Source organism: Allobosea sp. GW821-FHT12C12 (assembly GCF_058807355.1).
In genome coordinates this window covers 1-23,955 of the sequence record NZ_JBXAQP010000026.1, presented here as the reverse complement: position 1 = coordinate 23,955, position 23,955 = coordinate 1, and the positions used below count along the sequence as shown (strand labels likewise).

21 protein-coding genes and 1 pseudogene are annotated in these 23,955 nt (G+C 68.4%); 6 read left to right on the top strand and 16 right to left on the bottom strand.

Annotated elements, in window-relative coordinates:
- Window positions 1-189 precede the first annotated feature (189 nt).
- From AC1RRW_RS21990 to argH, 8 genes are all read right to left on the bottom strand, one after another.
- Window positions 190-951: a hypothetical protein gene (locus AC1RRW_RS21990; protein WP_492903815.1), complete on the bottom strand. Its 762-nt coding sequence runs from the start codon at window positions 949-951 to the stop codon at window positions 190-192.
- A 97-nt stretch (window positions 952-1,048) separates the two neighbouring features.
- Window positions 1,049-2,305, bottom strand: coding sequence for a phosphoglycerate dehydrogenase (gene serA / locus AC1RRW_RS21985; protein ID WP_492903814.1), 1,257 nt, complete (start codon window positions 2,303-2,305; stop codon window positions 1,049-1,051).
- 290 nt (window positions 2,306-2,595) lie between these two features.
- The gene (locus tag AC1RRW_RS21980) at window positions 2,596-3,042 is read right to left on the bottom strand and encodes an NfeD family protein (RefSeq protein WP_492903812.1); all 447 of its coding nucleotides are present in this window, start codon (window positions 3,040-3,042) and stop codon (window positions 2,596-2,598) included.
- 6 nt (window positions 3,043-3,048) lie between these two features.
- The gene (locus tag AC1RRW_RS21975; protein ID WP_492903810.1) at window positions 3,049-4,023 is read right to left on the bottom strand and encodes an SPFH domain-containing protein; all 975 of its coding nucleotides are present in this window, start codon (window positions 4,021-4,023) and stop codon (window positions 3,049-3,051) included.
- A gap of 626 nt (window positions 4,024-4,649) precedes the next feature.
- Complete coding sequence (locus AC1RRW_RS21970) at window positions 4,650-7,382, bottom strand: TIGR02302 family protein (RefSeq protein WP_492903808.1); 2,733 nt, start codon at window positions 7,380-7,382, stop codon at window positions 4,650-4,652.
- A gap of 146 nt (window positions 7,383-7,528) precedes the next feature.
- Window positions 7,529-8,833 carry a diaminopimelate decarboxylase gene (lysA, locus tag AC1RRW_RS21965; protein WP_492903807.1) on the bottom strand — a complete coding sequence of 435 codons (1,305 nt, stop codon included), beginning with the start codon at window positions 8,831-8,833 and terminating at the stop codon, window positions 7,529-7,531.
- Window positions 8,834-8,840: 7 nt separating this feature from the next.
- The gene (gene lptM, locus AC1RRW_RS21960; protein ID WP_492903805.1) at window positions 8,841-9,104 is read right to left on the bottom strand and encodes an LPS translocon maturation chaperone LptM; all 264 of its coding nucleotides are present in this window, start codon (window positions 9,102-9,104) and stop codon (window positions 8,841-8,843) included.
- Between the two features lie 139 nt (window positions 9,105-9,243).
- Window positions 9,244-10,635, bottom strand: a complete 1,392-nt coding sequence (gene argH, locus AC1RRW_RS21955) for an argininosuccinate lyase (RefSeq protein ID WP_492903803.1) — start codon at window positions 10,633-10,635, stop codon at window positions 9,244-9,246.
- 603 nt (window positions 10,636-11,238) lie between these two features.
- On the opposite strand from argH, the gene AC1RRW_RS21950 reads away from it, so the two are divergent.
- The 3 genes and pseudogenes from AC1RRW_RS21950 to AC1RRW_RS21940 all read left to right on the top strand — a co-directional run bounded on the left by AC1RRW_RS21950 (window position 11,239) and on the right by AC1RRW_RS21940 (window position 13,955).
- Window positions 11,239-12,969 (top strand): carbamoyltransferase family protein, encoded by a 1,731-nt coding sequence (locus tag AC1RRW_RS21950; RefSeq protein WP_492903802.1) that lies wholly within the window; start codon window positions 11,239-11,241, stop codon window positions 12,967-12,969.
- 92 nt (window positions 12,970-13,061) lie between these two features.
- Window positions 13,062-13,264 (top strand): annotated as a pseudogene (locus tag AC1RRW_RS21945) (DUF1272 domain-containing protein).
- 82 nt (window positions 13,265-13,346) lie between these two features.
- Window positions 13,347-13,955 (top strand): ATPase, encoded by a 609-nt coding sequence (locus tag AC1RRW_RS21940; RefSeq protein ID WP_492903800.1) that lies wholly within the window; start codon window positions 13,347-13,349, stop codon window positions 13,953-13,955.
- Between the two features lie 4 nt (window positions 13,956-13,959).
- Here the strand turns inward: AC1RRW_RS21940 and grxD are convergent, their stop codons facing one another.
- The 7 genes from grxD to AC1RRW_RS21905 form a co-directional block, all read right to left on the bottom strand.
- On the bottom strand, window positions 13,960-14,295 hold the full coding sequence (grxD, locus tag AC1RRW_RS21935; RefSeq protein ID WP_492903798.1) for a Grx4 family monothiol glutaredoxin: 336 nt from the start codon (window positions 14,293-14,295) through the stop codon (window positions 13,960-13,962).
- The gene (locus AC1RRW_RS21930; protein ID WP_492903796.1) at window positions 14,292-14,822 is read right to left on the bottom strand and encodes a DUF29 domain-containing protein; all 531 of its coding nucleotides are present in this window, start codon (window positions 14,820-14,822) and stop codon (window positions 14,292-14,294) included. The genes grxD and AC1RRW_RS21930 overlap by 4 nt, the downstream gene beginning before the upstream one ends.
- 27 nt (window positions 14,823-14,849) lie before the next feature.
- Window positions 14,850-15,086, bottom strand: coding sequence for a BolA family protein (locus AC1RRW_RS21925; RefSeq protein WP_492903794.1), 237 nt, complete (start codon window positions 15,084-15,086; stop codon window positions 14,850-14,852).
- 10 nt (window positions 15,087-15,096) lie between these two features.
- Window positions 15,097-17,307, bottom strand: coding sequence for a phosphoribosylformylglycinamidine synthase subunit PurL (gene purL / locus AC1RRW_RS21920; protein WP_492903792.1), 2,211 nt, complete (start codon window positions 17,305-17,307; stop codon window positions 15,097-15,099).
- Window positions 17,308-17,396: 89 nt separating this feature from the next.
- Window positions 17,397-17,834 (bottom strand): acyl-CoA thioesterase, encoded by a 438-nt coding sequence (locus AC1RRW_RS21915; protein WP_492903791.1) that lies wholly within the window; start codon window positions 17,832-17,834, stop codon window positions 17,397-17,399.
- Window positions 17,835-17,850: 16 nt separating this feature from the next.
- Window positions 17,851-18,732, bottom strand: a complete 882-nt coding sequence (locus AC1RRW_RS21910) for a methyltransferase domain-containing protein (protein WP_492903790.1) — start codon at window positions 18,730-18,732, stop codon at window positions 17,851-17,853.
- Between the two features lie 24 nt (window positions 18,733-18,756).
- Window positions 18,757-19,638 carry a UTP--glucose-1-phosphate uridylyltransferase gene (locus AC1RRW_RS21905; protein ID WP_492903788.1) on the bottom strand — a complete coding sequence of 294 codons (882 nt, stop codon included), beginning with the start codon at window positions 19,636-19,638 and terminating at the stop codon, window positions 18,757-18,759.
- 182 nt (window positions 19,639-19,820) lie between these two features.
- On the opposite strand from AC1RRW_RS21905, the gene galE reads away from it, so the two are divergent.
- A complete protein-coding gene (gene galE / locus AC1RRW_RS21900) occupies window positions 19,821-20,810 on the top strand; it encodes a UDP-glucose 4-epimerase GalE (RefSeq protein ID WP_492903786.1) in 990 nt (329 codons plus the stop codon).
- A gap of 9 nt (window positions 20,811-20,819) precedes the next feature.
- On the opposite strand, the gene AC1RRW_RS21895 is transcribed toward galE, so the two are convergent.
- Complete coding sequence (locus AC1RRW_RS21895; RefSeq protein WP_492903785.1) at window positions 20,820-21,164, bottom strand: hypothetical protein; 345 nt, start codon at window positions 21,162-21,164, stop codon at window positions 20,820-20,822.
- A gap of 190 nt (window positions 21,165-21,354) precedes the next feature.
- Between AC1RRW_RS21895 and AC1RRW_RS21890 the strand changes: the two genes are divergently transcribed.
- Window positions 21,355-22,587 (top strand): lytic murein transglycosylase, encoded by a 1,233-nt coding sequence (locus AC1RRW_RS21890; RefSeq protein WP_492903783.1) that lies wholly within the window; start codon window positions 21,355-21,357, stop codon window positions 22,585-22,587.
- A gap of 66 nt (window positions 22,588-22,653) precedes the next feature.
- The gene (locus tag AC1RRW_RS21885; RefSeq protein WP_492903781.1) at window positions 22,654-23,874 is read left to right on the top strand and encodes an SGNH/GDSL hydrolase family protein; all 1,221 of its coding nucleotides are present in this window, start codon (window positions 22,654-22,656) and stop codon (window positions 23,872-23,874) included.
- Window positions 23,875-23,955: the final 81 nt, after the last annotated feature.

Genomic DNA, 23,955 nt, shown 5'->3' with positions numbered 1-23,955 from the left:
TCTCCCGGCAGGCATCTTGAATCACGATCAAGCCGATTTGCGAATCCCCGATTCCGCTAAAAATCAGCATGCTCTAGATCGCCATGCGTCCTATCGGACGCAAAGTGGCGATCTATATCTTTGTTCAAGCATCGGATTCATCCGAAAAGTGGATTCCACTTTTCGGTCCGATGCCCTAGCCCGGGATCGTCAGGCCAGCCTGGCCTCGATCATCGCCGCGAGGTCGGCGAAAGCAGCCTTGGTCGGATGCATCTCGTCGTGCCAGCGGCCCTTCACCCGATAGCGGAAGTCGACATAGACGACCGATGGGTGGCGCCGTGCGAAAGCCTCGAGCTCCTCGTTGAAGGCGTCGAGCATCACCTTCACGATGGCGCGCTGCAGGTCGATCTTGAGATAGTCGATGCCGACGAACTTCATCGGCTCGCCGATCCAGCCCAGCCGCATCGGCTCGACATAGTCGTAGCCGTGGACGATGACCTTGACCGATTTCAGCGTCGTGTCGGCCGCGATGGCGGCCATGATCCGCTCGAAATCGAGGATGACGCGCCTGACCGCCTGATAATAGCTGTCGAGGACATAGTCTTCGACCGGACGCTCGGCGATGTAGAGGCGCAGATAGCCCTTCATCTTGCCGTCGCCGAGCAGATCGTTGCCGCCGCCGCCGAGCAGAAGCAGGCGCGCGCCGGTCTTGCGGAGCGCCTTGAGATAGTCCCCGGCATCCGCGATGGCGGCGATCGTGTCGCCCCAATAGGCGATGTTGTGGATGACATGGCCCCGATCGGCGAGCGCGCGGGAGAGATCGTAGTTCGAGCCGCCGACGATCGGCAGCGACTTCAGGCCGAGATCGGGCAGATGCTCCCAGGAATCGCCCTCGACCACGATTTCGAGCTTGGCGGCGGCCTTCTTCCTGGCGGAAGCCTTCTTCGCCGATTTTTTCGGAGTCGTCGCCATCGTGAACCTGCCGCCGCATCGAGCCGAGCTGTCCGGAGACAAGCCTTACGCTACGATAGGTTGCACTCTTCCCCCGGCCGCGCAAGCGGCAGGATCGTCACCTCCGCTCGTAGAGCAGCCGCGCCCGGATCGTGCCGTCGAGCTGACGGATCTCCTCCAGGATCTCGCGCGCGACCTCGCCGATCGGGTCGGCCTCCATCACGACATAGCCGAGCTCGCCATCGGTCTGGTAGTTCTGCGCCGCGATGTTGAGGTTGCGGCTGGCGAAGACGTCGTTCAGCCGCCGCAGCATGCCCGGCACGTTGCGCTGGACATGGATGAAGCGCGTGCCGCTCGGCCGCGGCTGCAACTGCACCTGAGGGAAATTGACCGCGCCCAGCGTCGAGCCGACATCGGAGTATTCGACGATCTTGCGCGCGACCTCCGCGCCGATGCGCTCCTGCGCTTCCTCCGTCGAGCCGCCGACATGCGGCGTCAGGATGACGTTGGGCAGGCCCTGCAGCGGCGAGACGAAGCGGTCCGCGTTGGAGGCAGGCTCGATGGGAAATACGTCGACCGCCGCGCCCGCGATGTGACCCGAGCGGATCGCGGCGGCGAGCGCGTCGAGATCGACCACCGTGCCGCGCGAATTGTTGATCAGATAGGAGCCCGGCCGCATCGTCGCGAGCTCGGCCGCGCCGATCATGCCCGCCGTCGCCGGCGTCTCGGGCACATGCAGCGAGACGATGTCGCTCCAGCCGAGCAGCTCGTCGAGGCTCGCGACCGAATCGGTGTTGCCGTGACGCAACTTGTCGGTGTGGTCGTAATAGATCACCCGCATGCCCATCGCCTCGGCCAAGGTCGAGAGCTGGCTGCCGATGCTGCCATAGCCGACGATGCCGAGAATCTTGCCGCGCACCTCGAAGGAGCCGTCGGCCGACTTGTCCCAGCCGCCGGCATGGGCCGAGACCGAGCGGTCGGTGATCTTGCGCAGCAGCATGACGATCTCGCCGATCGTCAGCTCGGCCACGCTGCGGGTGTTCGAGAAGGGCGCGTTGAAGACCGGCACGCCGCGCATGGCGGCCGCCCTGAGATCGACCTGGTTGGTGCCGACCGAGAAACAGCCGACCGCGAACAGCCGGCTCGCCCTGGCGAGGACGGCCTCGGTCAGCTGGGTGCGCGAGCGGATGCCGAGGATATGCGTCTTCTCGACCGCCTTCAGGAGCTCGGCCTCGTCCAGCGCCTTGGGCAGCCGCGTCATGTTGGTGTAGCCGGCCGCCAGCAGCAGGTTCGCGGCGGAATCGTTGATGCCTTCCAGCAGCAGGACGCGGATGCGATCCTTCGGAAAGGACAGGCGGTCGGTGTCGGGGATCATGGATCGTCGGGCCGGGTGCGGGAGCTGTCGTCGGGCCTTGGCTAAGACCTGCCTTCGCAGCGCACAACCGCTTTCTGGCGAAAGCTCGTCGTGAGCGCCATGCTTCTCTGCCCCCTCCCCCCGCTTGCGGTGGGGAGGGCTGGGGTGGAGGTCAGTCCGACCGGGTACGACCTCGATCACGATGGGCTCACCCGGTCGTTCGGCCCCCCATCCCTAACCCTTCCCCACCGCAAGCGGGGGAAGGGGACGCGCCATGCTTTCGAGCGGATACTCTTTGGTACCGCGCAAGCTCAGGCCTTCTCGACGACGAGCGTCGCGCCGTCGACGCGCACCACCCTGACCTCGGCTCCGGCGAGCAGTTCCGGCCCGGTGACGCGCCAGGACGAATCGCCGACGCGGATGCGGCCCTCGCCTCCCAGCATGGTCGCCTCCAGCCGGAAAACCTTGCCGATGAGCTGCCGGCCGCGATCGTTCAGGCCGGTCGCGGCGTCGGGCTCGTCGCCGCGCCGGCGCGTCAGGCTGCGGCCCGCCAGCACGCTGACGACGCAGAGCGCCGCGAAGACCAGCGCCGCGCCCTGCCAGGCCATGCCGGTCGCGCCGACCACGACGCCGGTGACCAGCGCCGCGAGGCCGAGCCAGATCAGGAAGACGCCGGGGGCCAGCATCTCGCCGCCGATGAGCAGCAGGCCGAGCACGACCCAGCTCCAGCCGCCGAATGATGCGATCCATTCCAGCATGGCGGCCTACGCTCCGCCGCGGCCGGCCGGCGGCGCCGAGCCGCGCCTGGCCTCGACCGCATCCTCGCCGAAGACGGCCTTGGTCAGCTGCGCGATGCCCCCGACGGTGCCGGCGAGCGCGGCGGCCTCGATCGGCACGATCACCACCTTGCTGTTGTGGCTCGTCGCGATCGCCTTGATCGCGTCGGTATAGCGCTCGGCGACGAGGAAGTTCGCGGCCTGGATGTCGCCCTTGCCGATCGCGTCCGAGACCATCGCGGTCGCGGCGGCCTCGGCCTGGGCCGAGCGCTCGCGCGCCTCGGCGTCGCGGAAGGCGGCCTCTTTCCGGCCCTCGGCGGCGAGGATCTGCGACTGCTTCTGCCCTTCGGCCTTGAGGATCTCGGCCTGTCGCAACCCCTCCGCCTCCAGCACGGCGGCGCGCTTTTCGCGTTCGGCCTTCATCTGGCGGTTCATCGCGCCGGCGATGTCGGCCGGCGGCAGGATGTCCCTGATCTCGATCCGGGTGATCTTGACGCCCCAGGGGGAGGCCGCGGCGTCCATCACGCGAAGCAGCCGCTCGTTGATCTCGTCGCGATGCGAGAGCAACTGGTCGAGGTCCATCGAGCCGACCACGGTGCGGATATTGGTCATGGTCAGCGTCATCAGCGCCTGGTCGAGATTGGAGACCTCGTAGCGCGCCTTGGCGGCGTCGAGCACCTGGTAGAAAGCCGCGGCGTCGATGCGCACGCCGGCATTGTCCTTGGTGATCGCCTCCTGCGAGGGAACGTCGAGCACCTGCTCCATGACGTTCACCTTGTGGCCGATGCGCTCGATATAGGGGATGATCAGGCCCAAGCCCGCGCCGAGCGTGCGGGCATAGCGGCCGAAGCGCTCGACGGTATAGTTGTAGCCCTGCGGGATGGTGCGCACGCCGAGCGCGACGGTGAGGATGACCAGCGCGACCAGCACAACCACCACGATGTCGAAACCGCTGAACTGCATCGCGTCGTTCCCTGTCCGAGCCGCATGCAACCTGCCGATTGCGACGGGATGATGCAAGCGCGGAGCGCGGTTCCTGCTCCCCACGGGGATTTCTATGCGAAACGTGTCCCCGCTTGATCTCGCGGAGATTGGCGCGGCGGTTTGCGGGGCCTGGCCGGGTGTGCCGATGTGATTGGCGAGCCGGGCGGACCGATCAGCCCGGGGTTGTGATGCTGGCGCGCCCGAGGTTGTAGACGGCGGCGAAGCCGATGAGGCCGGCGGCCTCGTCACCGGCGACGGCTGCGGGCATCATCTCGGCGTCCTGGACCCGCGCCGAGTTCACGCATGCCGCATGCCGTGCGGATCAGACCCGAGCCTCGTCGACGCCGGGAATCCAGAAACGCCTCAACCAAAACGTCTGATCCGACATGCCGATCGCCCCGCTCCCACCGCGAGGTGAATCAGCGATCGAACCTCAACGCCAGAACTCTTTTCGCTGAGGAACCCCCAAGGGAAAAGGTGGCGCGGAGCGCTGACGGATGAGGCTGCGCGCCACGCGAGCAGAGACGCGTCATTCAGGCGATGCGACCATCCCTCATCCGGCGCCGCGCGCCATCTTCTCCCGCAAGGGGATAAGGGAAACGCGCTCAGTTCCGTCGCAGCAACCGCTCCAGATAGTCGAGCTCTTCCATCGGCCGCGTCGGGTCGCCGAGGCGGCGGCGAAGCTCTTCGAGGATGCGGCGGGCGCGCTGGGTCGCGCTTTCGTCGGCGCCCGGCACGCGGACGCGGCCGTCGGCCCAGTCGCGCTGGCGCTGCGGGCGGCCGAGCGGGTCATCGCGGCCGCGCTGCTGGGCCGAGGGGCGGCCGGCCGGCTGGCCGTCGGGCTCGCCGAACGCGCCCTCCGTGCCGTCGCCGGGATCGCCCGGCTGGCCGGGCTGCATCTGCTGGGCGAGGTTCTGGCCGCCCTTGCGCAGCGCCTCCAGCGCGCGGCCTTGCGAATCCAGCGCGCTTTCGCCCTGGCCCTGGCCGAGCTGGCCTTGCGCCTGCCCCATCGCGTCCTCGGCCTCGCCGAGCTCGCCCTGCTCCGGCGCGCCCATGCCGCGCATGCGGCGCTGCAGCTCCTGCAGGCGTTCGCGCAGGGCCTGCTGGCGCTGGGCCAGGCCCTGGCCCTGACCCTGTCCGTTCTCGCCCTGCTGGCCTTCGCCGTTCTCTCCTTCTTCGCCTTCGCCCTGGTCGCCCGGCTGCTGGCCCGGTTGCTGGCCGCGCTGGCGCTGGCCTTGCTGCTGCCCCTGCTGGCGCTGGCCCTGCTGGCCGGGGCGGGCCTGCTGCTGGCCGGGCCGCTGGCGCTGCGCCCGGTTCTGGCGCTGCTGCTCCTGCTGGAAGGTCTCGTCGCGCAATTGCTGCTGCTCGCGGGTCATGCGGTCGAGGTCCGACAGCGCCTGGTTCATCTCGCGCTGGCGCGGATCCTGCTGGCCGGGCCGGGCCATCTGCAGGTTGTTGAGCATCTGGTTGAGCTCTTCCATCAGGCGCTGCGCCTCGGCCATGTCGCCGCGCCTCGAGAGCTCCTCGATACGGTTGAGCATGTTCTGCAGGTCGCGCGGCGTGACGGTCCGGAAATTCTCCGGAAGCTGCGCCTGGTCGCGCTGGTCGCCGTTCTGCTGCTGGCGCTGCATCTGCTCGGCGAGCTGGCGCATGAAATTGTCGAGCGCCTTGCGCATCTCGTCGGTGAGCTTCTTGATCTCGTCCTCGGAGGCGCCGCGCTCCAGCGCCTGCTGCAGGTTTTCCTGAGCCGCGCGCAGCGCCCGCTCCGCGTCGGAGAGGTCGCCGTCCTCGAGCTGCAGGGCCATCGCCCACATCAGCTCGGCGACCTCGCGGAGCTGGTCGTCGGAGCTCGAGCGGCGCAGGCGCTCGTTGATCATGCGCATGCCGAGATAGACGCCGGCCTCCTTCATGAAGAGATCGGGCTCGATCAGCAGCGCGTCCATGGCGAGCTGGACCTTGCGCCGGTCCTCGACATCCATGACCAGCTTGCGGCGCTGCTCGACCAGCGCCTTGGCGAGCGGCTTGGTGAAGGTGCGCTGCGGCAGCGTGACCTCGGCCGGCTCGCTGCGGCCTTCCTGCCCGGCCTCGTCGCGCGCGACCAGCGTCATGCGCACCTTCGCGCCGGCCCAGGGATGGGCGGCGAAGTCGACCGTGCTCTTCATCTCCTCCTCTCCGGTCGGCGAGGACGGCACGCCGAGCGACTGCTTCGGCGGCTCGACCAGCGAGCGCCCGGTCGAGGGCGGGCCGGTGCGCGAGACCAGCACCTCGGCGGCGCTGATCCCGTAATCGTCCCTGGCGCGATAGGTCAGCGTCAGGCCGCCGGCCTGCGGGCCGGTGACGGGCTTGGGCGGTTCGGCGAAGCTGATCTGCGGCGGCTGGTCGGCGATCGCGGTCAGGGTCAGCGTCTGGTTCGGCGCGCCCGGGCCGGTGATGCGCAGCGTGCCGCTGCCGGTCAGGGTGAAGCGCTTTTCCAGCACGGCGGGCGTGGCCGGCGCGGCTGGCGCGGGCTTGGGTGCGGCGGCCTGGGGATTGCCGGCCGCCGCCTTGTCCTCGGGCGGCACGAACACCTCGAGCCGGCCGGCGGTGGCGACATCCATGCTGGTCTTGCCGGCGATGCGCACGACGATGGTGGATTTCTCCGGCGCGCTGATCGTCGGGCTCTGGAGACGGGCGAAGTCGATCAGGATCGGCGGCAGGCGGGTATAGGCCGGCGGATCGATCCAGGCATCGATGCGGATCGCCGGTGCGGGAGCCTGCGGACCACGCCAGTCGAAGGCAGCCGCAAGGCGCGGGCCAGTCTCGTGGCCTGCGACGAAGAGGGCGGTGACGGCGGCGAGAACGGGGACGGCGCGCAAGGCGAATTTGTCGCGGCCGGCCATCAGCGGTCGCGGCGCGGCGACCTTGAGGCCGGCGACGCGCGCGCCCTGGCGCTCGACATGCAGCTTCCAGAGCGCCTGCGAGACCGGATCGCCCGTGCCGACGGCGAGGCTGTCCTCCAGCGCCGATGCGGGACGGTGGGCTCCGGCGAGCGACTGATCGAGCCGCGCCAGGGCGTCGCGCCGCGTCGGCAGGGCCATGCGGGCGATGTGGATCAGGCTGGCGGCGAGCGCGGCCGCGAAGAGCGCGACGCCGAGCGCGCGGCCCTGCCAGGGCAGCAGCGTCCAGAAGCCGAACCAGGACAGCGCGAGGAAGGAGAGGGTGATCGCGGCGGGGATCCAGAGGCGGGGCCAGAGCCGCTCCCAGCCGAGCGAGATGCGGGACGCCACCGCCAGACGGCCGAGCCGCCGCCGGACGAGTTCGATCGGATCAAGCGCCCTGGAGCGCTGCGCCTCATTCATGCCGTCGCTCCGAGCCGCCTCTCGCCGCTATGAACCGTGGCCGCTTCTGTCGACCTCGCCAGATCAGACACGCTAGCACGCGAATATGGCAAGGCCACAGCGAATGGGCCTTGCCCACAGCCGGCTCCGCGTTTCGTGAACCGGGCTCAGGGCAGCCAGGGCGGCGCACGATCCGTGCCGAGCAGTTCCTCATAGCTCTGGCGCGGCCGGGTCACGGCGAATTCCTCTCCCTTCACAAGCACTTCCGCGACGAGCAGGCGCTGGTTGTAGGTCGATGACATGCTGGCGCCATAGGCTCCGGCGGTCATGAAGGCGATCAGGTCACCGGGCTTCCGATCGTGCAATTCGCGGCCGGCGGTGAAGGTGTCGCCCGATTCGCAGATCGGCCCGACCACGTCGTAGGCCGTGGTGGCCGCATCCGCGGCGGGCTCGGTAACCGGCCAGATCTCGTGATAGGCCTCGTACATCGCCGGCCGGACGAGGTCGTTCATCGCCGCGTCGACGACGAGGAACTGCCTGGTCGGGCGCGGATTGAGATGCAGCACGCGGGTCAGCAGGATGCCGGCATTGCCGACGATCAGGCGGCCGGGCTCGAAGCCGAGCTCGACATCGAGGCCATGCGCGATGCGGCCGACCATCACGGCATAGGCCTCGATCAGCGAGGCGCCGTGGTCGAAACCCTCGTCGTTGAAGGCCGGCGGGATGTCGTAGGGGATGCCGAGGCCGCCGCCGAGATCGAGCCGATCGACACGGTGGCCCTCGGTCCGCAGGCTGCCGACCAGCGTCGCCATCTTGGCATAGGCCGCCTCGAACGCCTCGGTCTCGCGGATCTGGCTGCCGATATGCAAGGCGAGGCCCATGATGCGGACGCCCGGCAGGTTGGCGGCGCGGGCATAAAGCCGGCCGACCTCGTCGAAGGAGACGCCGAACTTGTTCTCGGACGAACCGGTGGTGATCTTGGCGTGGCCGCCGGCCCCGACATCGGGATTGACCCGGAACACGGCCTCCTGGCGCTTGCCGAGGGCGGCCGCGACCCGCGAGAGCGCATCGAGCTCGCCCTCGGTCTCGATATTGACCTGATAGATGCCGGCCTCGACGGCGAAGCGCAGTTCGCTCTCGCTCTTGCCGACGCCGGAGAAGACGATCCTGTCGGGCGGGAAGCCGGCGAGCAGCGCCTTGCGGACCTCGCCCTCGGAGACGGTGTCGGCGCCGGCCCCGAGCGCGGCCAGCGTCTTCAGCACGCCGAGATTGCCGTTGGCCTTCACGGCGTAGAAGACATGGGCCTTGCCGCCGGGCGCGGCCGCCGTCACGGCGCCCTCGAACAATCGGTAGTGCCGCTCGATCGTGGCCGAGGAATAGACATAGACCGGCGTGCCGACGGCCTCCGCGATGGCGGTCAGGGCGACGTCCTCTGCGAAGAGGGCGCCATTGCGATAGCTGAAATGATGCATCGTCGGCTCAGAGCAGGGGGTCGAGCACGAAGCGGGTCTCGGGCACCGTGAAGGCGCGGCTCGCCCTGGCCGGCTTGCCGAAGGGCGAGGCCTGGCTCGCTGCGGCGGCCTGCTCCTCGGCGCCGCCGACATCCTTTTCGGGCAGCGCGATCGCGTTCGTCGCATTGGGCGGCGCTTCCAGCGGCCCCTTGCGCCCGCAGGCGGCGAGCGACAGGCCGATGAGGCCGGCGACGAGAACGGCGCGGCCCAGTTTCAGGCGGTCATACGGCACGAAAGCAAACCCTCGGACGAAGCATGGCGGGGACTGTAGCGAATGGAGGGGCAGGATGCGAGGGCATGGCGACGGCGGACGTTAGGAGGCAGCCGCGCTCCGTCACGGTCGGGACAATTCCGAGCACGACGGAATGGGCTCAGCCCCGTTCCTTCGCCAACTGCCGCAGCCAGCGCTTGGCCTGGCGGCGGACATTGGTCGGCGCGGTGCCGCCATAGCTGACGCGGCTCTTCACCGACCGCTCGACGCCGAGCACCGCGAAAACCGCGTCGGTGATCCGCGGCTCGACCGCCTGCATCTCCGCCAGAGACAGCTTCTCCAGCCCGATCTTCTTCGCCGATGCGATGCCGACGAGCCGGCCGGTGACGTGGTGGGCGTCGCGGAACGGCATCTTCAGCACCCGCACCAGCCAGTCGGCGAGGTCGGTCGCGGTGGCGTAGCCGAGGCCGGCGGCCTTCTTCATCGTCTTGAGGTCCGGCTCCATGTCGCGGACCATGCCGGCCATGGCCGCGAGACAGAGCGAGAGGGTCTGGAGGGCATCGAACGTGCCTTCCTTGTCCTCCTGCATGTCCTTGGAATAGGTCAGCGGCAGGCCCTTCATCATCGTCAGCAGCGCCTGCAGCGCGCCGAAGACGCGGCCGGCCTTGCCGCGCACCAGCTCGGCCGCGTCGGGATTGCGCTTCTGCGGCATGATCGAGGAGCCGGTCGAGAACTTGTCGGAGAGCCGCACGAAACCGAATTGCGGCGTCGCCCAGAGCACGATCTCCTCGGCCAGCCGCGACAGGTGCATGGCGCAGATCGAGGCCGCGGCCAGCGTCTCCAGAACGAAATCGCGGTCGGAAACCGAATCGAGCGAGTTGGCCGTCGGGCGGTCGAAACCGAGCGCGAGGGCCGTCATGTGCCGGTCGATCGGGAAGGAGGTTCCGGCGAGCGCGGCCGCGCCGAGCGGGCATTCGTTAAGCCGCTCGCGGGCGTCGCGGACCCGGCCGCGATCGCGCGACAACATCTCGACATAGGCGAGCAGATGATGACCGAAGGTGACGGGCTGGGCCGATTGCAGATGGGTGAAGCCCGGCATCACCGAGCCGGCATGGGCATCGGCCTTCTCGGCCAGCGCCTGCTGGAGATCGGCCATCTGGCCGTCGATCTCGTCGAGGGTGTCGCGGACCCAGAGCCGCATGTCGGTCGCGACCTGGTCGTTGCGCGAGCGGGCGGTGTGGAGCCTGCCGGCGGCGAGGCCGATCCTGTCCTTGAGATGGCTCTCGACGTTCATGTGGACATCCTCGAGCGCGCGCGAGAACGTGAAGGTTCCGGCCTCGATATCGTCCTGGACCTGCTTGAGCCCGGCGCTGATCGCGGCCACGTCCTCAGCCGTCAGGATGCCGGTCTCGGCCAGCATGGCGGCATGCGCGAGCGAGCCCCTGATGTCCTGACGCCAGAGGCGCTTGTCGAAATCGATGGAGGCGTTGATCTCCTCCATGACGGCGTCGGGACCCGAGGCGAAACGCCCACCCCACATGCGATTGCTCACGACGGTCTTTCCTGTTCTGAGGGCTTGCGTGCTTCGAGGATTGCCATGACGTCTCGATCGAAATTCGTCGCCGCCAACGGAGCCGTTGTGCCGACCGCGGCAGGCGGCGTCGCGGCCTTCTACTCCGGCGCGGGCGACGCCGGCAATTCCGCATCCCGCGGCGCGCCCCGAAAAACGGCGGCCGCTATGGCTCCGCTGGCGCGTGGCGAGGTCGCGGCCGTGAAGGTCAATCAGCGGCCGGAGCTTGCGCCCGATCCCGCTTTCGGGGAACCGGCCGGCCGACGACAGGATCGGGAAAGCTCGGCTATCACGCCGATCCGCAGGCGAAAGCCTTCCAGCGGCTGCGCGCTGCGTGCAAGGTCGAGCGCATGCCGGTCAGCCTGCCGGTCCCCCGCGAGGGTTGCGAACCGGCGATCCCGCAGGGCCCGGGCGAGCGCCGATGCGAAGGCGCTGGTCGCGCCGCGATCGGGGGCTGAACCATCGTCATTCCGGTGCTCGCACAGCGATAGCCCGGAACCCACGACCAGGTGAGTGACGGCGACACGACAACATCTCCCGGCGGAGATTGCCTCGCTCGCCCGCCTGTTCCATACGCTCCCGGCCATGACCTATACGATCGGCCTCGCCACCACCTTCCACGATCCCGCCATCGCCATCGTCGGTCCCGACGGCGCGGTGCTCTTCGCCGAGGCGACGGAGCGCTACCTGCAATACAAGCGCGCGCCGAACTGCGAGCCGGATTCGGCGCCGCGCATGGAAGGGCTGCTGAAGCGCTACATTCCGAAGGGCGCGCCCGTCCGCCTCGCCACGAGCTGGGGCGAGGCGTTCGCCGGCTTCCTCGACCAGATGGACCGCGCCGGCTCGTTCTCGCTCGACGCGCTGCTCAGGCTCTCGCCCGAGCTCAACCGTTCGCTGGTGCCCGAGCGCAGCGAGCGCGCCTTCATCGCCTCGCTGCATCTGTCGCAGCAGCGCGCCGGCATCGGCACGCTGCTCGGGCTCGACCGGGCCTTTGGGGCGGCGAACGTCACCGGCCTCACGCGCCACGGCCATCATCTCAGCCACGCGGCCTATGCCTGCTGGTCCTCGCCCTTCACGGATGCCGCCTGCCTCGTCGTCGACGGCATGGGCGAGACCGGGGCGTCGGCGATCTTCGCGCTGAAGGACGGCGAGATCACCGAGGTCAAGCGCCATCGCGGACGCGAATCGATCGGCTTCTATTTCGGTCTCGTCACCGATCTCGCCGGTTTCGACCAGGCCAAGGGAGAGGAATGGAAGATCATGGGGCTCGCGCCCTATGGCCGGACCGACGAGCGGCTGATGGGGCTGCTGCGCCAGCTCTACCGGATCGAGCGGCACAAGCTGTCCTTCGCCAAGGCCGATGTCGTGCAGGCCGTGGCGGCGGAGATCCTGTCGCTTCGTCCAGCCGACGCGCTCGACCGGGGCTGGGCCGATCTCGCCCGCTGCGGGCAGGATGTCTTCGCCGAGATGATGGAGGCGCTGCTCGGCGAGGCGGCGGCGCTAGCGCCGTCGGAGAATCTTGTCCTTGCCGGCGGCTGCGCGCTGAACTCCTCTTTCAACGGAAAGATCGTCGGCCGCCACGGCTTTTGCGACGTCTTCGTGCCCTCGGCGCCGGCCGATGACGGCAACGCGATCGGCGCGGCATGGCTGAGCCACAAGCAGGCCAATCCGGACTGGCGCGCGCCCAAGGGACCGATGACGCCCTATCTCGGCTCGACCGTCTCGACCGAGCCTTTCGAGCGCATGCGGGACTGGGAGAAGCGGCTGCGCAAGCTCGCGCCAGACGAGGTCGCGCCCGTCACGGCAAAACTGCTGACCGAGGGCAAGCTGGTCGGCTGGGTGCAGGGCAAGGCCGAATTCGGTCCGCGCGCGCTCGGCAACCGCTCGATCCTGGCCGATCCGCGCCCGGCGGACGCCAAGGACATCCTCAACGCCAAGGTGAAATACCGCGAGGCGTTCCGCCCGTTCGCGCCCTCGATCCTGGCCGAGCAGGGCGCGGACTGGTTCGAGGCCTATCAGGACGCGCCCTATATGGAGCGGACGCTGGTCTGGAAGGAGGCGGTGCGCCACCGCGTGCCGGCCGTTGTGCACGAGGATTTCACCGGGCGGCTGCAGAGCGTCACGGCCGAGCGCAACCCGCGCTACCACGCGCTGATCTCGGAATTCCACGCGCTGACCGGCGTGCCGGTGATTCTCAACACCTCGTTCAACATCATGGGCAAGCCGATCCTGCACACGGCCGAGGACGCGATCCTGATGTTCTATACCAGCGGGCTGGATGCGCTGGTGATCGAGGACTGGTTGCTGGTGAAGTGATCGCCAGGGGTGATGCGCTCCCATCAACGGACCCGCCGCTTTGGCGCGTTGGCTAAGCGGCCATGTTGGCTTCGGCCGATGGAGAGACATGGATGCTGCAACTGCGGTCCAACTGCGAATGCTGCGACCGCGACCTGCCGCCGGAAGCGCGCGACGCGATGATCCGCGCGTTAGAGCGCACATTCTGCGCTGACTGTGCCGAAGCGCGCTTCCAGGGCGCCTGCCGAACTGCGGCGGCGAACTGGTGCGCCGGCCGATCAGGCCGGTCGGGAAGCCGGAGAGGTTCGCGGCATAGCGGCAACGCGTAACGAAGCCGCAGGCGGACTGCGCCGCGGCTTGACGTGACGGTTGCCCCGCGCGCGTGCTAGCCAAGCGGCATGAGCAGCGAGCGCCCGCAATTCTGGATCGTCGCCGGCCCGAACGGCGTCGGCAAGACGACCTATGCGTTCCGGCACATCAAGGCTGTTTCCGGCAGCACACGTTTCGTCAATCTCGACGAGATCGCGCGCGGTCTCTCGCCGCTCGAACCCGCAGCCGAGCAGCAGCGGGCCGCCAGGGTCGCTCTGGAAATGACGCGCTCATTGATCGAGGAGAGCAAGTCGTTTTCGATCGAAACGACCCTGTCCGGAAAGACGCATCTGCGGACGATAGCAGCCGCCCGTGAAGCCGGCTTCGCCATCAATCTGCTGTTTTTCCTGGTTGCGTCGCCGGAGATCTCGCTGACGCGCATCGCCAGGCGGGTCAGTGAGGGCGGGCATGACGTTGCCGAGACGGACGTGCGCCGCCGCTTCGATCGCGCGATTGCCAACCTGCCCGTCTACATCGACCAGGCCGATCGGTGGCGGGTCTTCGACAATGCGACATTAAAACCGAAGGTCGTGGCCGAGGGGCGGCGCGGCTGCATCGCGCTGAGCGAGAGGTCGCCGACATTGCCGACGGCGCTGTGGGCGGCGCTGGACGAGCTGCCGCCCTGCGCCGAAACCTGAACGCTCAGCTCGCCTGCTTGACCGCGATGCCCTTTTCTTCGAGCAGCGCCTGCAGCTCGCCGGCCTGGAACATCTCGCGCGTGATGTCGCAGCCGCCGATGAACTCGCCCTTGACGTAGAGCTGCGGGATCGTCGGCCAGTTCGAATAGGCCTTGATGCCCTCGCGGATCTCCATGTCCTCGAGCACGTTGACGCCCTTCCAGGGCACGCCGAGATAGCCGAGGATCTGCGCGACCTGGCCGGAGAAGCCGCACATCGGAAATTGCGGCGTGCCCTTCATGAAGACGACGACGTCGGAGGACTTCACTTCGGCGTCGATGCGGGCGTTGATGTCGGTCATGGGGGCTCGTCCTTTTCAATGAGTAACTCTGACCTAGCTCGACCGATACGGCTGGACACGATCGCTATGGCCCGATCGAGGTCCATGTCTTGATCGATAAGTTCGTCGAGCGAAAGCGGGCAGGCCCGAGGCAGATCCCGCGCGAGGGTCTCTTCGAAAACGGCCAGCGCGGCATCGGCCTGTCGAAGCGCGTCGTTCCACACCTGATCCAGATTCACTGTCTGCCGCAGCGAGTTGGTGAAGGCGTCTCGCGCCAGCCCCTGGAAATTAAGGCATTCGCTCCGCCAACCTCTCAGGCTCGCGGTTCGCGACGACAAGGCTTTTGCGAGATGAATCAGGAACTGGCGCAGGGGGCCGGTGAAAGCGCGCGTCTCTGTCCGACCCAACGAGTCCATCTCCTCCGCCAGGTTGTTCCAATCGACGGCGTTCGACAGGTCAGGCCGCGTGCGCGCAAGTTCGCGGATCGCCTGCGCCTGCTGCTCGGCCCAGGCGACGATATCGTCCTCGTGGAGCGTGTCGGCCGGCATGGCAGCCTCCGCGGAAATCATAGGACCCTAATTCTGGGGAACCGCCGTCGTCAGCGCAAGGGCGTGCAGCACGCCGCCCATGTTTCCTTGCAGCGCGGCATAGACCATCTGGTGCTGCTGGACCCTGGACTTGCCGGCGAAGGCGGCCGAGGTCACGGTCGCGGCGTAATGGTCGCCGTCGCCGGCGAGATCCTTGATCTCGACGACGGCGTCGGGCAGCGCCGCCTTGATCATCGTCTCGATATCGCGCGCGTCCATCGGCATGGCAAACTCCTCAGGCGGCCTTGCCGGACATGTAGTCGGGCAGCCAGGTCTCATGGGCGCTCTTCAGCGCCGCGATGGCAAGCGGCGTCTCGCCGGGCAGGGCCAGCGCGGTCCCGCCGGTCGTGCCGATCGCCAGCGCCGGAACGCCGGCCGCGCCGGCCTCATTCAGAACGCCATCGGCCGAGGCCGCAGGCGCCGTCACGAGATAGCGCGCCTGATCCTCGCCGAAGAGCGCGGCGTGGCTTGGGCCGGCGGGAAGGGCGGTGACCACCGCGCCGATGCCGTGCGCCATCGCCATCTCGGCCAGCGCCACCGCAAGACCGCCATCGGAGAGGTCGTGGCAGGCCGTAACCTGTCCGGCCGTGATCAGCCCGCGCACGAAATCGCCGTTCTTGCGCTCGACCGCGAGATCGACCGGGGGCGGCGCCCCTTCCTCGCGGCCGCAGATCGTGGCGAGCCAGGCGCTCTGCCCGAGCCAACCCTTCGTCTCGCCGATCAGGATGATCGCCTCGCCCTCGGCCTTGAAGGCGGTCGTCGCGTGCTTCGTCACGTCGGCCAGGACGCCGACGCCGCCGATGGTGGGGGTCGGCAGGATCGAGACGCCGTTGGTCTCGTTGTAGAGCGAGACGTTGCCGGAGACGACGGGGAAGTCGAGCGCGCGGCAGGCTTCGCCGATGCCGCGGATGCAGCCGACGAGCTGGCCCATCACCTCGGGCCGCTCCGGATTGCCGAAATTCAGGTTGTCGGTCACGGCGAGCGGCGTCGCGCCGACGGCGGTGAGGTTGCGATACGCTTCGGCCACGGCCTGCTTGCCGCCCTCGAACGGGTCGGCCTCGCAATAGCGCGGCGTCACGTCGGCGCACATGGCGAGCCCCTTGGGGCCGTCCTCGATGCGGATCAGCCCGGCGTCGCCGCCGGGCACGATCACCGAATTGCCGAGGATCAGCGTGTCGTACTGCTCGGTGATCCAGCGCTTCGACGAAAGATCGGGCGAGCCGATCAGCTTGAGCAGCGCGTCCGCGCTCGACATCGGCGGCACGACGCTTTCGGCCGCGATGCGCTGCAGCTTCGGCGTCTCGACCCAGGGCCTGTCGTATTCGGGGGCCTCGTCGCCGAGCTCCTTGATCGGCAGGTCGGCCATGGTCTCGCCCTGGTGCTTCACGACGAAGCGCAGCGTGTCGGTGGTGTGGCCGACGACGGCGAAATCCAGCCCCCATTTCCGGAAAATCGCCTCGGCCGGCTCCTCATGACCGGGCTTGATCACCATGAGCATGCGCTCCTGGCTTTCCGACAGCATCATCTCATAGGCGCTCATGCCGTCCTCGCGGCAGGGCACCGCGTCGAGGTCGAGCTCCACGCCGAGGTCGCCCTTGGCGCCCATCTCGACGGCCGAGCAGGTCAGACCGGCGGCCCCCATGTCCTGGATGGCGTCGACATGGCCGGCGGCCATGATCTCGAGGCAGGCCTCCAGCAGGAGCTTTTCGGCGAAGGGGTCGCCGACCTGCACGGTCGGGCGCTTCTCCTCGGCGCCGTCGCCGAAGGCGGCCGAGGCCATGGTCGCGCCATGGATGCCGTCGCGGCCGGTCTTGGAACCGAGATAGACGATGGCTTTGCCGACGCCCGACGCCTTGGCGTAGAAGATCTCGTCGGCCTTCGCGATGCCGACCGCCATGGCGTTGACGAGGATGTTGCCGTCATAGCGCGAGTGGAAGCCGGTCGCGCCGCCGACATTGGGCACGCCGAAGGAATTGCCGTAGCCGCCGATGCCGGCGACGACGCCCGAGACCAGATGGCGCGTGCGCGGATGGTCGGGCGAGCCGAAACGCAGCGCGTCCAGCACCGCGATCGGCCGCGCGCCCATGGTGAAGACGTCGCGCAGGATGCCGCCGACGCCGGTCGTCGCGCCCTGATAGGGCTCGATGAAGGAGGGGTGGTTGTGGCTCTCCATCTTGAAGACGATGGCGAGCCCGTCGCCGATGTCGATGACGCCGGCATTCTCGCCCGGCCCCTGGATCACCCACGCCGCCTTGGTCGGCAGCGTCTTGAGATGGATTTTCGAGGATTTGTAGGAGCAGTGCTCGTTCCACATCGCCGAGACGATTCCGAGCTCGGTGATCGTCGGCTCGCGCCCGATCAGATGCAGGAAGCGCTGGTACTCGTCGGGCCTGAGGCCATGCTCGGCGACGAGCTGCGGGGTGATGGCGATGGCGTTGGGGATCACGGGCGGTTCCTGGCGGGCCGGCGAGGTTCGCGCGGGCAATAGCGCGTGTGCGTCCGGGAGACAACGCATTCCGGGCCGGCGGCCAGCCTTCAGCCGCCGATCCGCTGCAGGGCGGCGCGCAGCGCGCCGGGTATCGCGACCGGCCTTTGCGTCTCGCGCTCGACATAGACATGGGTGAACAGGCCCTGCGCCGCGGCCTGCTCGCCGCGCGCGCGAAAAATCCCGATGCGATAGGTCACGGAGCTGGAACCGAGCCGCTCGACCGCGAGACCGGCCTCGACGATTTCAGGGAAGGCCGTGCTCTCGAAATAGGTGCAGGTCGTCTCGACCACCAAGCCGACGACCGCACTGCCGGCGACGTCGAGATGGCCGTTCTCGACCAGCCAGGCGCAGACGGCTGTGTCGAACCAGGAATAATAGACGACGTTGTTGACGTGGCCGAAGACGTCGTTGTCGTGCCAGCGGGTCGTGATCGGGCGGAACAGCCTGAAGTCGGCGCGGCTCAGGCGCGGTTTGCGGTTGCTCATTCCGGTCTCCCGCCCGTCACGATCCTGCCTCGTCGCCGACGCTTCGCTCCGGCACGCCGAGCGCGTCCGCCAGCCGCGCCTTGGCGGAGCCCGGCCTGAGCGGCTTCTGCTGGCTTTCATGCGGGGCCCAGCCCGAGAGCCAGACGATCTCGAAACTGGCGCGCAGGCGGCCGTCCGGGTCGGCGAAACGCTCCGTATAGAGCTGCGCGGCCTGTATAAGCGTGTCGCGGCGCAAGCTCCCCGGCTTGCGGTCGATCAGCGCGTTCGTCCAGCCGAGCGCGCGCAGGTCGCGCAGCAGGGCGAGCATGTCGCCATAGCGCACCGTGACGAGTTCGCTGTCGACGACGGGCAGGGCGAAGCCGGCACGCTGCAGCAGCGTTCCCATGTCACGCAGATCGGCGAAGGGGGCAATGCGGGGACTTGCGCCGCCGGTGGTGGCGATCTCGGCCTCCAGCAGCGCCTGGCGCAATTCGTTCAGGCTGCGGCCGCCGAGCAGGCAGCCGATGAAGAGCCCGTCCGGCCTCAGGGCTCGCCTGATCTGGACGAGCGCGCCCGGCAGGTCGTTGACGCCTTGCAGCGCCAGCAGCGAGGCAGCGAGGTCGATCGAGGTCGGGGCCAGCGGCAGCGCTTCGAGATCGCCGACGAAATCGGCGCTCGCATCCGGCGTCTCGGCCATGCGCCAAAGTGCGTCACTGCGCGCGAGCAGGGCCGCGCGCGTCACGGGCAGGGCCGTGCCGAGATCGGCCGCGCGACCGAACCGGCGCAGCACGGCGGCCAGACGCTCCTCGAGATCGCCCGCCACGCGCGCCAGCAGGAAATCCGGATAGCCGGCGGCGAGCGCCCGCCGCAGCCGCAGCCTTGCGAGGCTGCGGTCGAAGACCGGCGGATTGTCGCTCATGCGGGGGGCTCCGAGCGACCGCAATCAGCTGTCGAGCAGGCGCTCGATCTCGCGGCGCAGTTCCGGGCCGAGATCGCCGCGCCCGAGAGCATAGGCGATGTTGGCGGTCAGGAAGCCGATCTTGGAGCCGGTGTCGTAGATGTCGCCGTCGAAGCGCACGGCATGGAACGGCTCCAGCCGCGACAATGCGATCATCGAATCGGTCAGCTGGATCTCGCCGCCGGCGCCGGGCTCCTGGTTGGCCAGAAGGTTGAAGATCGTCGGCTGCAGGATGTAGCGCCCGGTGATGTGCAGGTTGGACGGCGCGGCGCCCTTGGGCGGCTTCTCGACCATCTTGGTGACCTTCGAGACCTTGGCCTCGCGATTCTCGACGCCGACGATGCCGTATTGATGGGTCTGATCCTCGGGCACGGGGGCGACGGCGATATGGTTGCCGCCATGCTTGTTGTAGGCGTCAATCATCTCGGCGAGGCAGCCCTTGCCGTGGCTGTGGTGCAGCATGTCGGGCAGGAGCAGCGCGAAGGGCTCGTCGTCGCCGATCAGGTCGCGCGCGCACCAGACGGCGTGGCCGAGGCCGAGCGGACCCTGCTGGCGGGTGAAGCTGGTCGCGCCGGCGGCCGGCAGATCGGCGAGCAGGCTTTCCAGCTCGCGCGTCTTGTTGCGCTTGCGCAGCGTGTCGTCGAGCTCGTAGGCGAGGTCGAAATGGTCCTCGATCACCGCCTTGTTGCGCCCGGTGACGAAGACGAAATGCTCGATGCCGGCGGCGCGCGCCTCGTCGACGACGTGCTGGACGACCGGCCGGTCGACGATGGTCAGCATCTCCTTGGGAATTGCCTTGGTGGCCGGCAGGAACCGGGTGCCGAGACCCGCGACGGGAAGCACGGCCTTGCGAATTTTCTTCGACATGAAAGATCCATTTGCTCGCCTTGGCTTCGCGGGCCTGCGGCGTTCAGGGCGGAGTATGCGACCGGCCGGTGAGCGAGGCCAGAGTCGTTCGATGCGGGCCAATAGCAGACCGGGCTTGAGACCCCGTCAACGTTTTTTGCGGTAGACAGGTTTCTCGAACCGTCTTGGGAGACAGAGCGACGATGGCCATCCTGGTTTCGGGCGGCGCCGGCTATATCGGAAGCCATATGGTGCTGGAGCTGCTCGATCGCGGCGAGACGGTCGTGGTCCTCGACGATCTCTCGACCGGATTCTGGTGGGCGGTGCCCAAGGAGGCGACGCTGGTCCAGGGCGACATGGGCGACCAGACCCTGGTCGAGCGCGTCATCGCCGGGCATGACGTCACGGAGATCGCGCATTTCGCCGCCCGCATCGTCGTGCCCGACTCGGTCTCCGATCCGCTCGGCTACTATCTCAACAACACGGTGAAGACGCGGGCGCTGCTGGAAAGCGCGGTCCGCGGCGGCGTGAAGCACGTGATCTTCTCCTCGACGGCGGCGGTCTATGGCGAGCCGGCGATCTCGCCGGTGCCCGAGGAGATCGCGCTCAACCCGATCAACCCCTATGGCCGCTCCAAGCTGATGAGCGAGTGGATGCTGGCGGACGTCGCCCGCGCCCATGGGCTCGCCTATGTCGCGCTGCGCTATTTCAACGTCGCCGGGGCCGATCCGCGCGGCCGCTCGGGCCAGTCCTCGCCGAACGCGACCCATCTGATCAAGGTCGCGAGCCAGGCGGCGCTCGGCCAGCGCGCCGGGCTCGAGATCTTCGGGACGGACTACGCCACGGCGGACGGCACCTGCGTGCGCGACTACATCCACGTCACCGACCTCGCCCGCGCCCATCTCGCCGCGCTCGACCATCTGCGCGGCGGCGGGGCGAGCCTGACGCTGAACTGCGGCTATGGCCGCGGCTATTCGGTCGCCGAGGTGGTCGAGGTGGTGAAGCAGGTGTCCGGCGTCGATTTCCCGGTGAAGCGCTCGCCGCGCCGCGCCGGCGACCCGGCCTCGCTGGTGGCCAAGGCCGACCGCATCCGGGCGGAGCTCGGCTGGACGCCGGAGCATGACGATCTCGGACAGATCGTGCGCCAGGCGATGGACTGGGAGGAAAAGCTCAGGACGCGCAACGCGGTGTGATCGCGCGGTCTAGCGGATCAGCTCGACGCGGACGCTGGCCGCTTCGGCGATGAGCGGCCAGCGGCGTTCCGCCGTCAGGACTGGCGCGTCGATACGACGCGTCAACGCGAGGCAATAGCGCAAGCAGCGCCGAGGCATCGAGAACGACGTCTCGTCCCATGCTTCGCGGCGCCGCTCAGCCAGGAAGTCATCGACCGAGACGTTCTTCCGGCCGGCGAGAATGTCCCGGCTCAATGCCTGAGCGCGCTTTACGACCTGATCCAACGTCCGCAGCACGATCGCATCGCCGGCAGCTTCTATGATTAGTTCAGCGCCTGACTCGACGCCGTGACTTCGGCGCAGTTCAGCCCGCAAGCCGCCCTGCCATCCGGCATGATGCGGGTCGTCATGGCGTGCTTATGGCTCATGCCATGAAAGCTGGCATGAGCCATCAAGTCATTCAATCCGCGGCGGCTTCGAGATTGGATGAATTAACCCATGGTTAACCTTGTTCGGGCGCAGTGCGCGCTGCACTATCAATGCGCCCGCCAGCGAGGTTCGAGCCATGCGCCTGTCCGTCATCGTCGTCGCGGCGCTTGCGAGCCTCGCTCCGGCCCTCGCCCAGACGACAGGCTCGATCAACGCCGGCGCCAAACCGGCCGCAGCCGCAGCGGCAAGACCGGCGAGCGCCTCCTTCGATGCTTTCCTCAAGGGACTCTGGCCGCTGGCGCAGCAGCGCGGCATCTCTCGGGCGACCTTCGACCTGGCGTTTCGCGGCGTGACGCCCGATCCATCGATCGTGGCGCTGACGAAGAAGCAGTCGGAGTTCACCGCACCGATCTGGGGCTATCTCAACAGCGCCATCGGCGGCACCCGCATTCCGCGCGGGCGCGACGCCGCCAACGACAACGCCGGCGTGCTCGCCCAGATCGAGGCCAAGTACGGCGTGCCCAGGGAGATCGTGCTCGGCGTGTGGGGCATGGAGACCAATTACGGCTCGTTCAAGGGCGACAAGGACATCGTCCGCTCGCTCGCGACGCTGGCTCAGATCCGCTATCGCGGCGATTTCTTCCGCGACGAACTCCTGACCGCGCTGGAACTGATCGAGAAGGGGCATGTCGAGCGCGCGGAGCTGCGCGGCTCCTGGGCCGGCGCGATGGGCCATACCCAGTTCATGCCGTCGAGCTACATGAAATACGCCGTCGACTGGACCGGCGACGGCCATGCCGACATCTGGACCTCGACCGCCGACGCGCTCGCCTCAACCGCGAATTACCTCAAGGGCTATGGCTGGGTCGCGGGCCTGCCCTGGGGTCTCGAGGTGACGCTGCCGGACGGCTTCGACTATAAGCGCAACAGGGCGAGCTTCGCCAGCTTCTCGTCGGCCGGCGTCAGGCGCGCCGACGGGCGGGCGCTGCCTTCCTCGGGCGAGGGCCGGCTGTTCTACCCGGCCGGCCATCGCGGGCCGGTGCTGCTGCTGACCGAGAATTTCGACGTCATCAAGAAGTACAACTCGTCCGACGCCTATGCGCTCGCGGTCGGCCATCTCGGCGACCGGATCATGAACCGGCCCGCGATCCAGGCGGACTGGCCGGTGCAGGCGCCGCGCCTCGACAAGGTGGGCACGCAGGATCTGCAGCGCCGGCTGAAGGCGCGCGGGTTCTACAATCAGGATGCAGACGGGCGGATCGGCACCGGCACGCGCGAGGCGGTCAGGCAATACCAGCTCAGCGCCGGCGAAATCCCGGACGGCTATCCGACGCCGGCCCTGCTGGCGAAGCTGCGCGGGGAGCGCTGACTTCGCCATGATCGCGCGCTATCATCCGTGACCAAGCGCCGCCTCCGGCGCGGGAGCTGGAGCCCGATGCGGTCGCGTTCCGTCATCATGGTGCTGAGCGCCGCCTGCCTCGTGCTGGTCACGGGCGGGCCGTCCTCGCTCGCCGAGGGCGACGCCTTCCTGACGCGCCCCGTCAATCCGGGCGGCCGCAACTGGTTCTTCGGCCAGCAGCAGCGGCCCGTCGTCGAGCCGCGCCGCCAACGCGTCGCCCCGGTCGTGCAGCGGCGGGCGCCGGCCGTGGTGGTACGGGACGATCCGGTCATCCCCAAGGTCGATGTCAGCCACCATATCGTCGTAATGGGCGATTCGCTCGGCAGCCTTCTGGCGGACGGGCTGGAGGATGCGCTGAACGACCGGCCCGACGTCGCGGTTATCGCCAAGGCGAAACCGGATTCAGGCCTCGTCCGCAGCGATTTCTACGACTGGCCCAAGGTCGCGGCCGAACTGCTCGCGAGCGACCAGAAGATCACCATCGGCGTCATGCTGCTCGGGCTGAACGACCGCCAGGCGCTGCGCGAAGGCGAGACCGTGCACGAGCCCGGCAGCCCGCGCTGGCTCGAACTCTATCGCGACCGCATCGATGCTGTCACGGCCGCCTTCGCGGCCAGGCGCGTCCCGCTGATCTGGGTCGGCGCGCCGCCGGTGCAGAACGGACGGCTCTCGGTCGATCTCGCCACCTTCAACGAACTCTACCGGCAAAGGGTGGAGCGCGCCGGCGGGCAATATGTCGATCTCTGGAACGCTTTCGTCGACGCCGAAAACCACTACACCCCGATGGGGCCGGACGTCTCCGGCCAGACCACGCGGCTGCGGCTCGGCGACGGCATCCATTTCACTTCGGCCGGATCGCGCAAGGCCGCCCATTTCGTTAATGTTCTGATCCGCCGCCTGCTCGAGAGCCAGCCGGCGCAAAGCGTGATCGCGCTGCCGGTCGCGCCCGACACCGGCGCGCCGATCAATCCCGAGCTTCAGGCCGGCGGCATCGAGCGGCTGATCGACCAGATGGTGGCGAGCGTTCCCGTCACGCTCGGCCTGCCGACCGCGCTTCAGGTCAGGCCGCTCGCCGGGCCGATCCTGCCATTGACCGGCCATGCGCCCACGGGCGAGCAGGCGCTCCTCGCCTCGATCGCCGAGGCGCGCGGGCGTGGCGAGGCGGCGGCGCAGCTCGATCGCATTTTTGCCGACGGAGTCGCGCCGGAGCCGCGCGCCGGCCGTCTCGACGATGCGAGCTGGCCGAAGCGAAACTAAAGCGCCTCCCTCTCAGAACTCCTCCCATCCGGCGTCTCCGGCGCGAGCGTTGGCGGCCTTCCTGGCCGGTGGGCGCGGGGC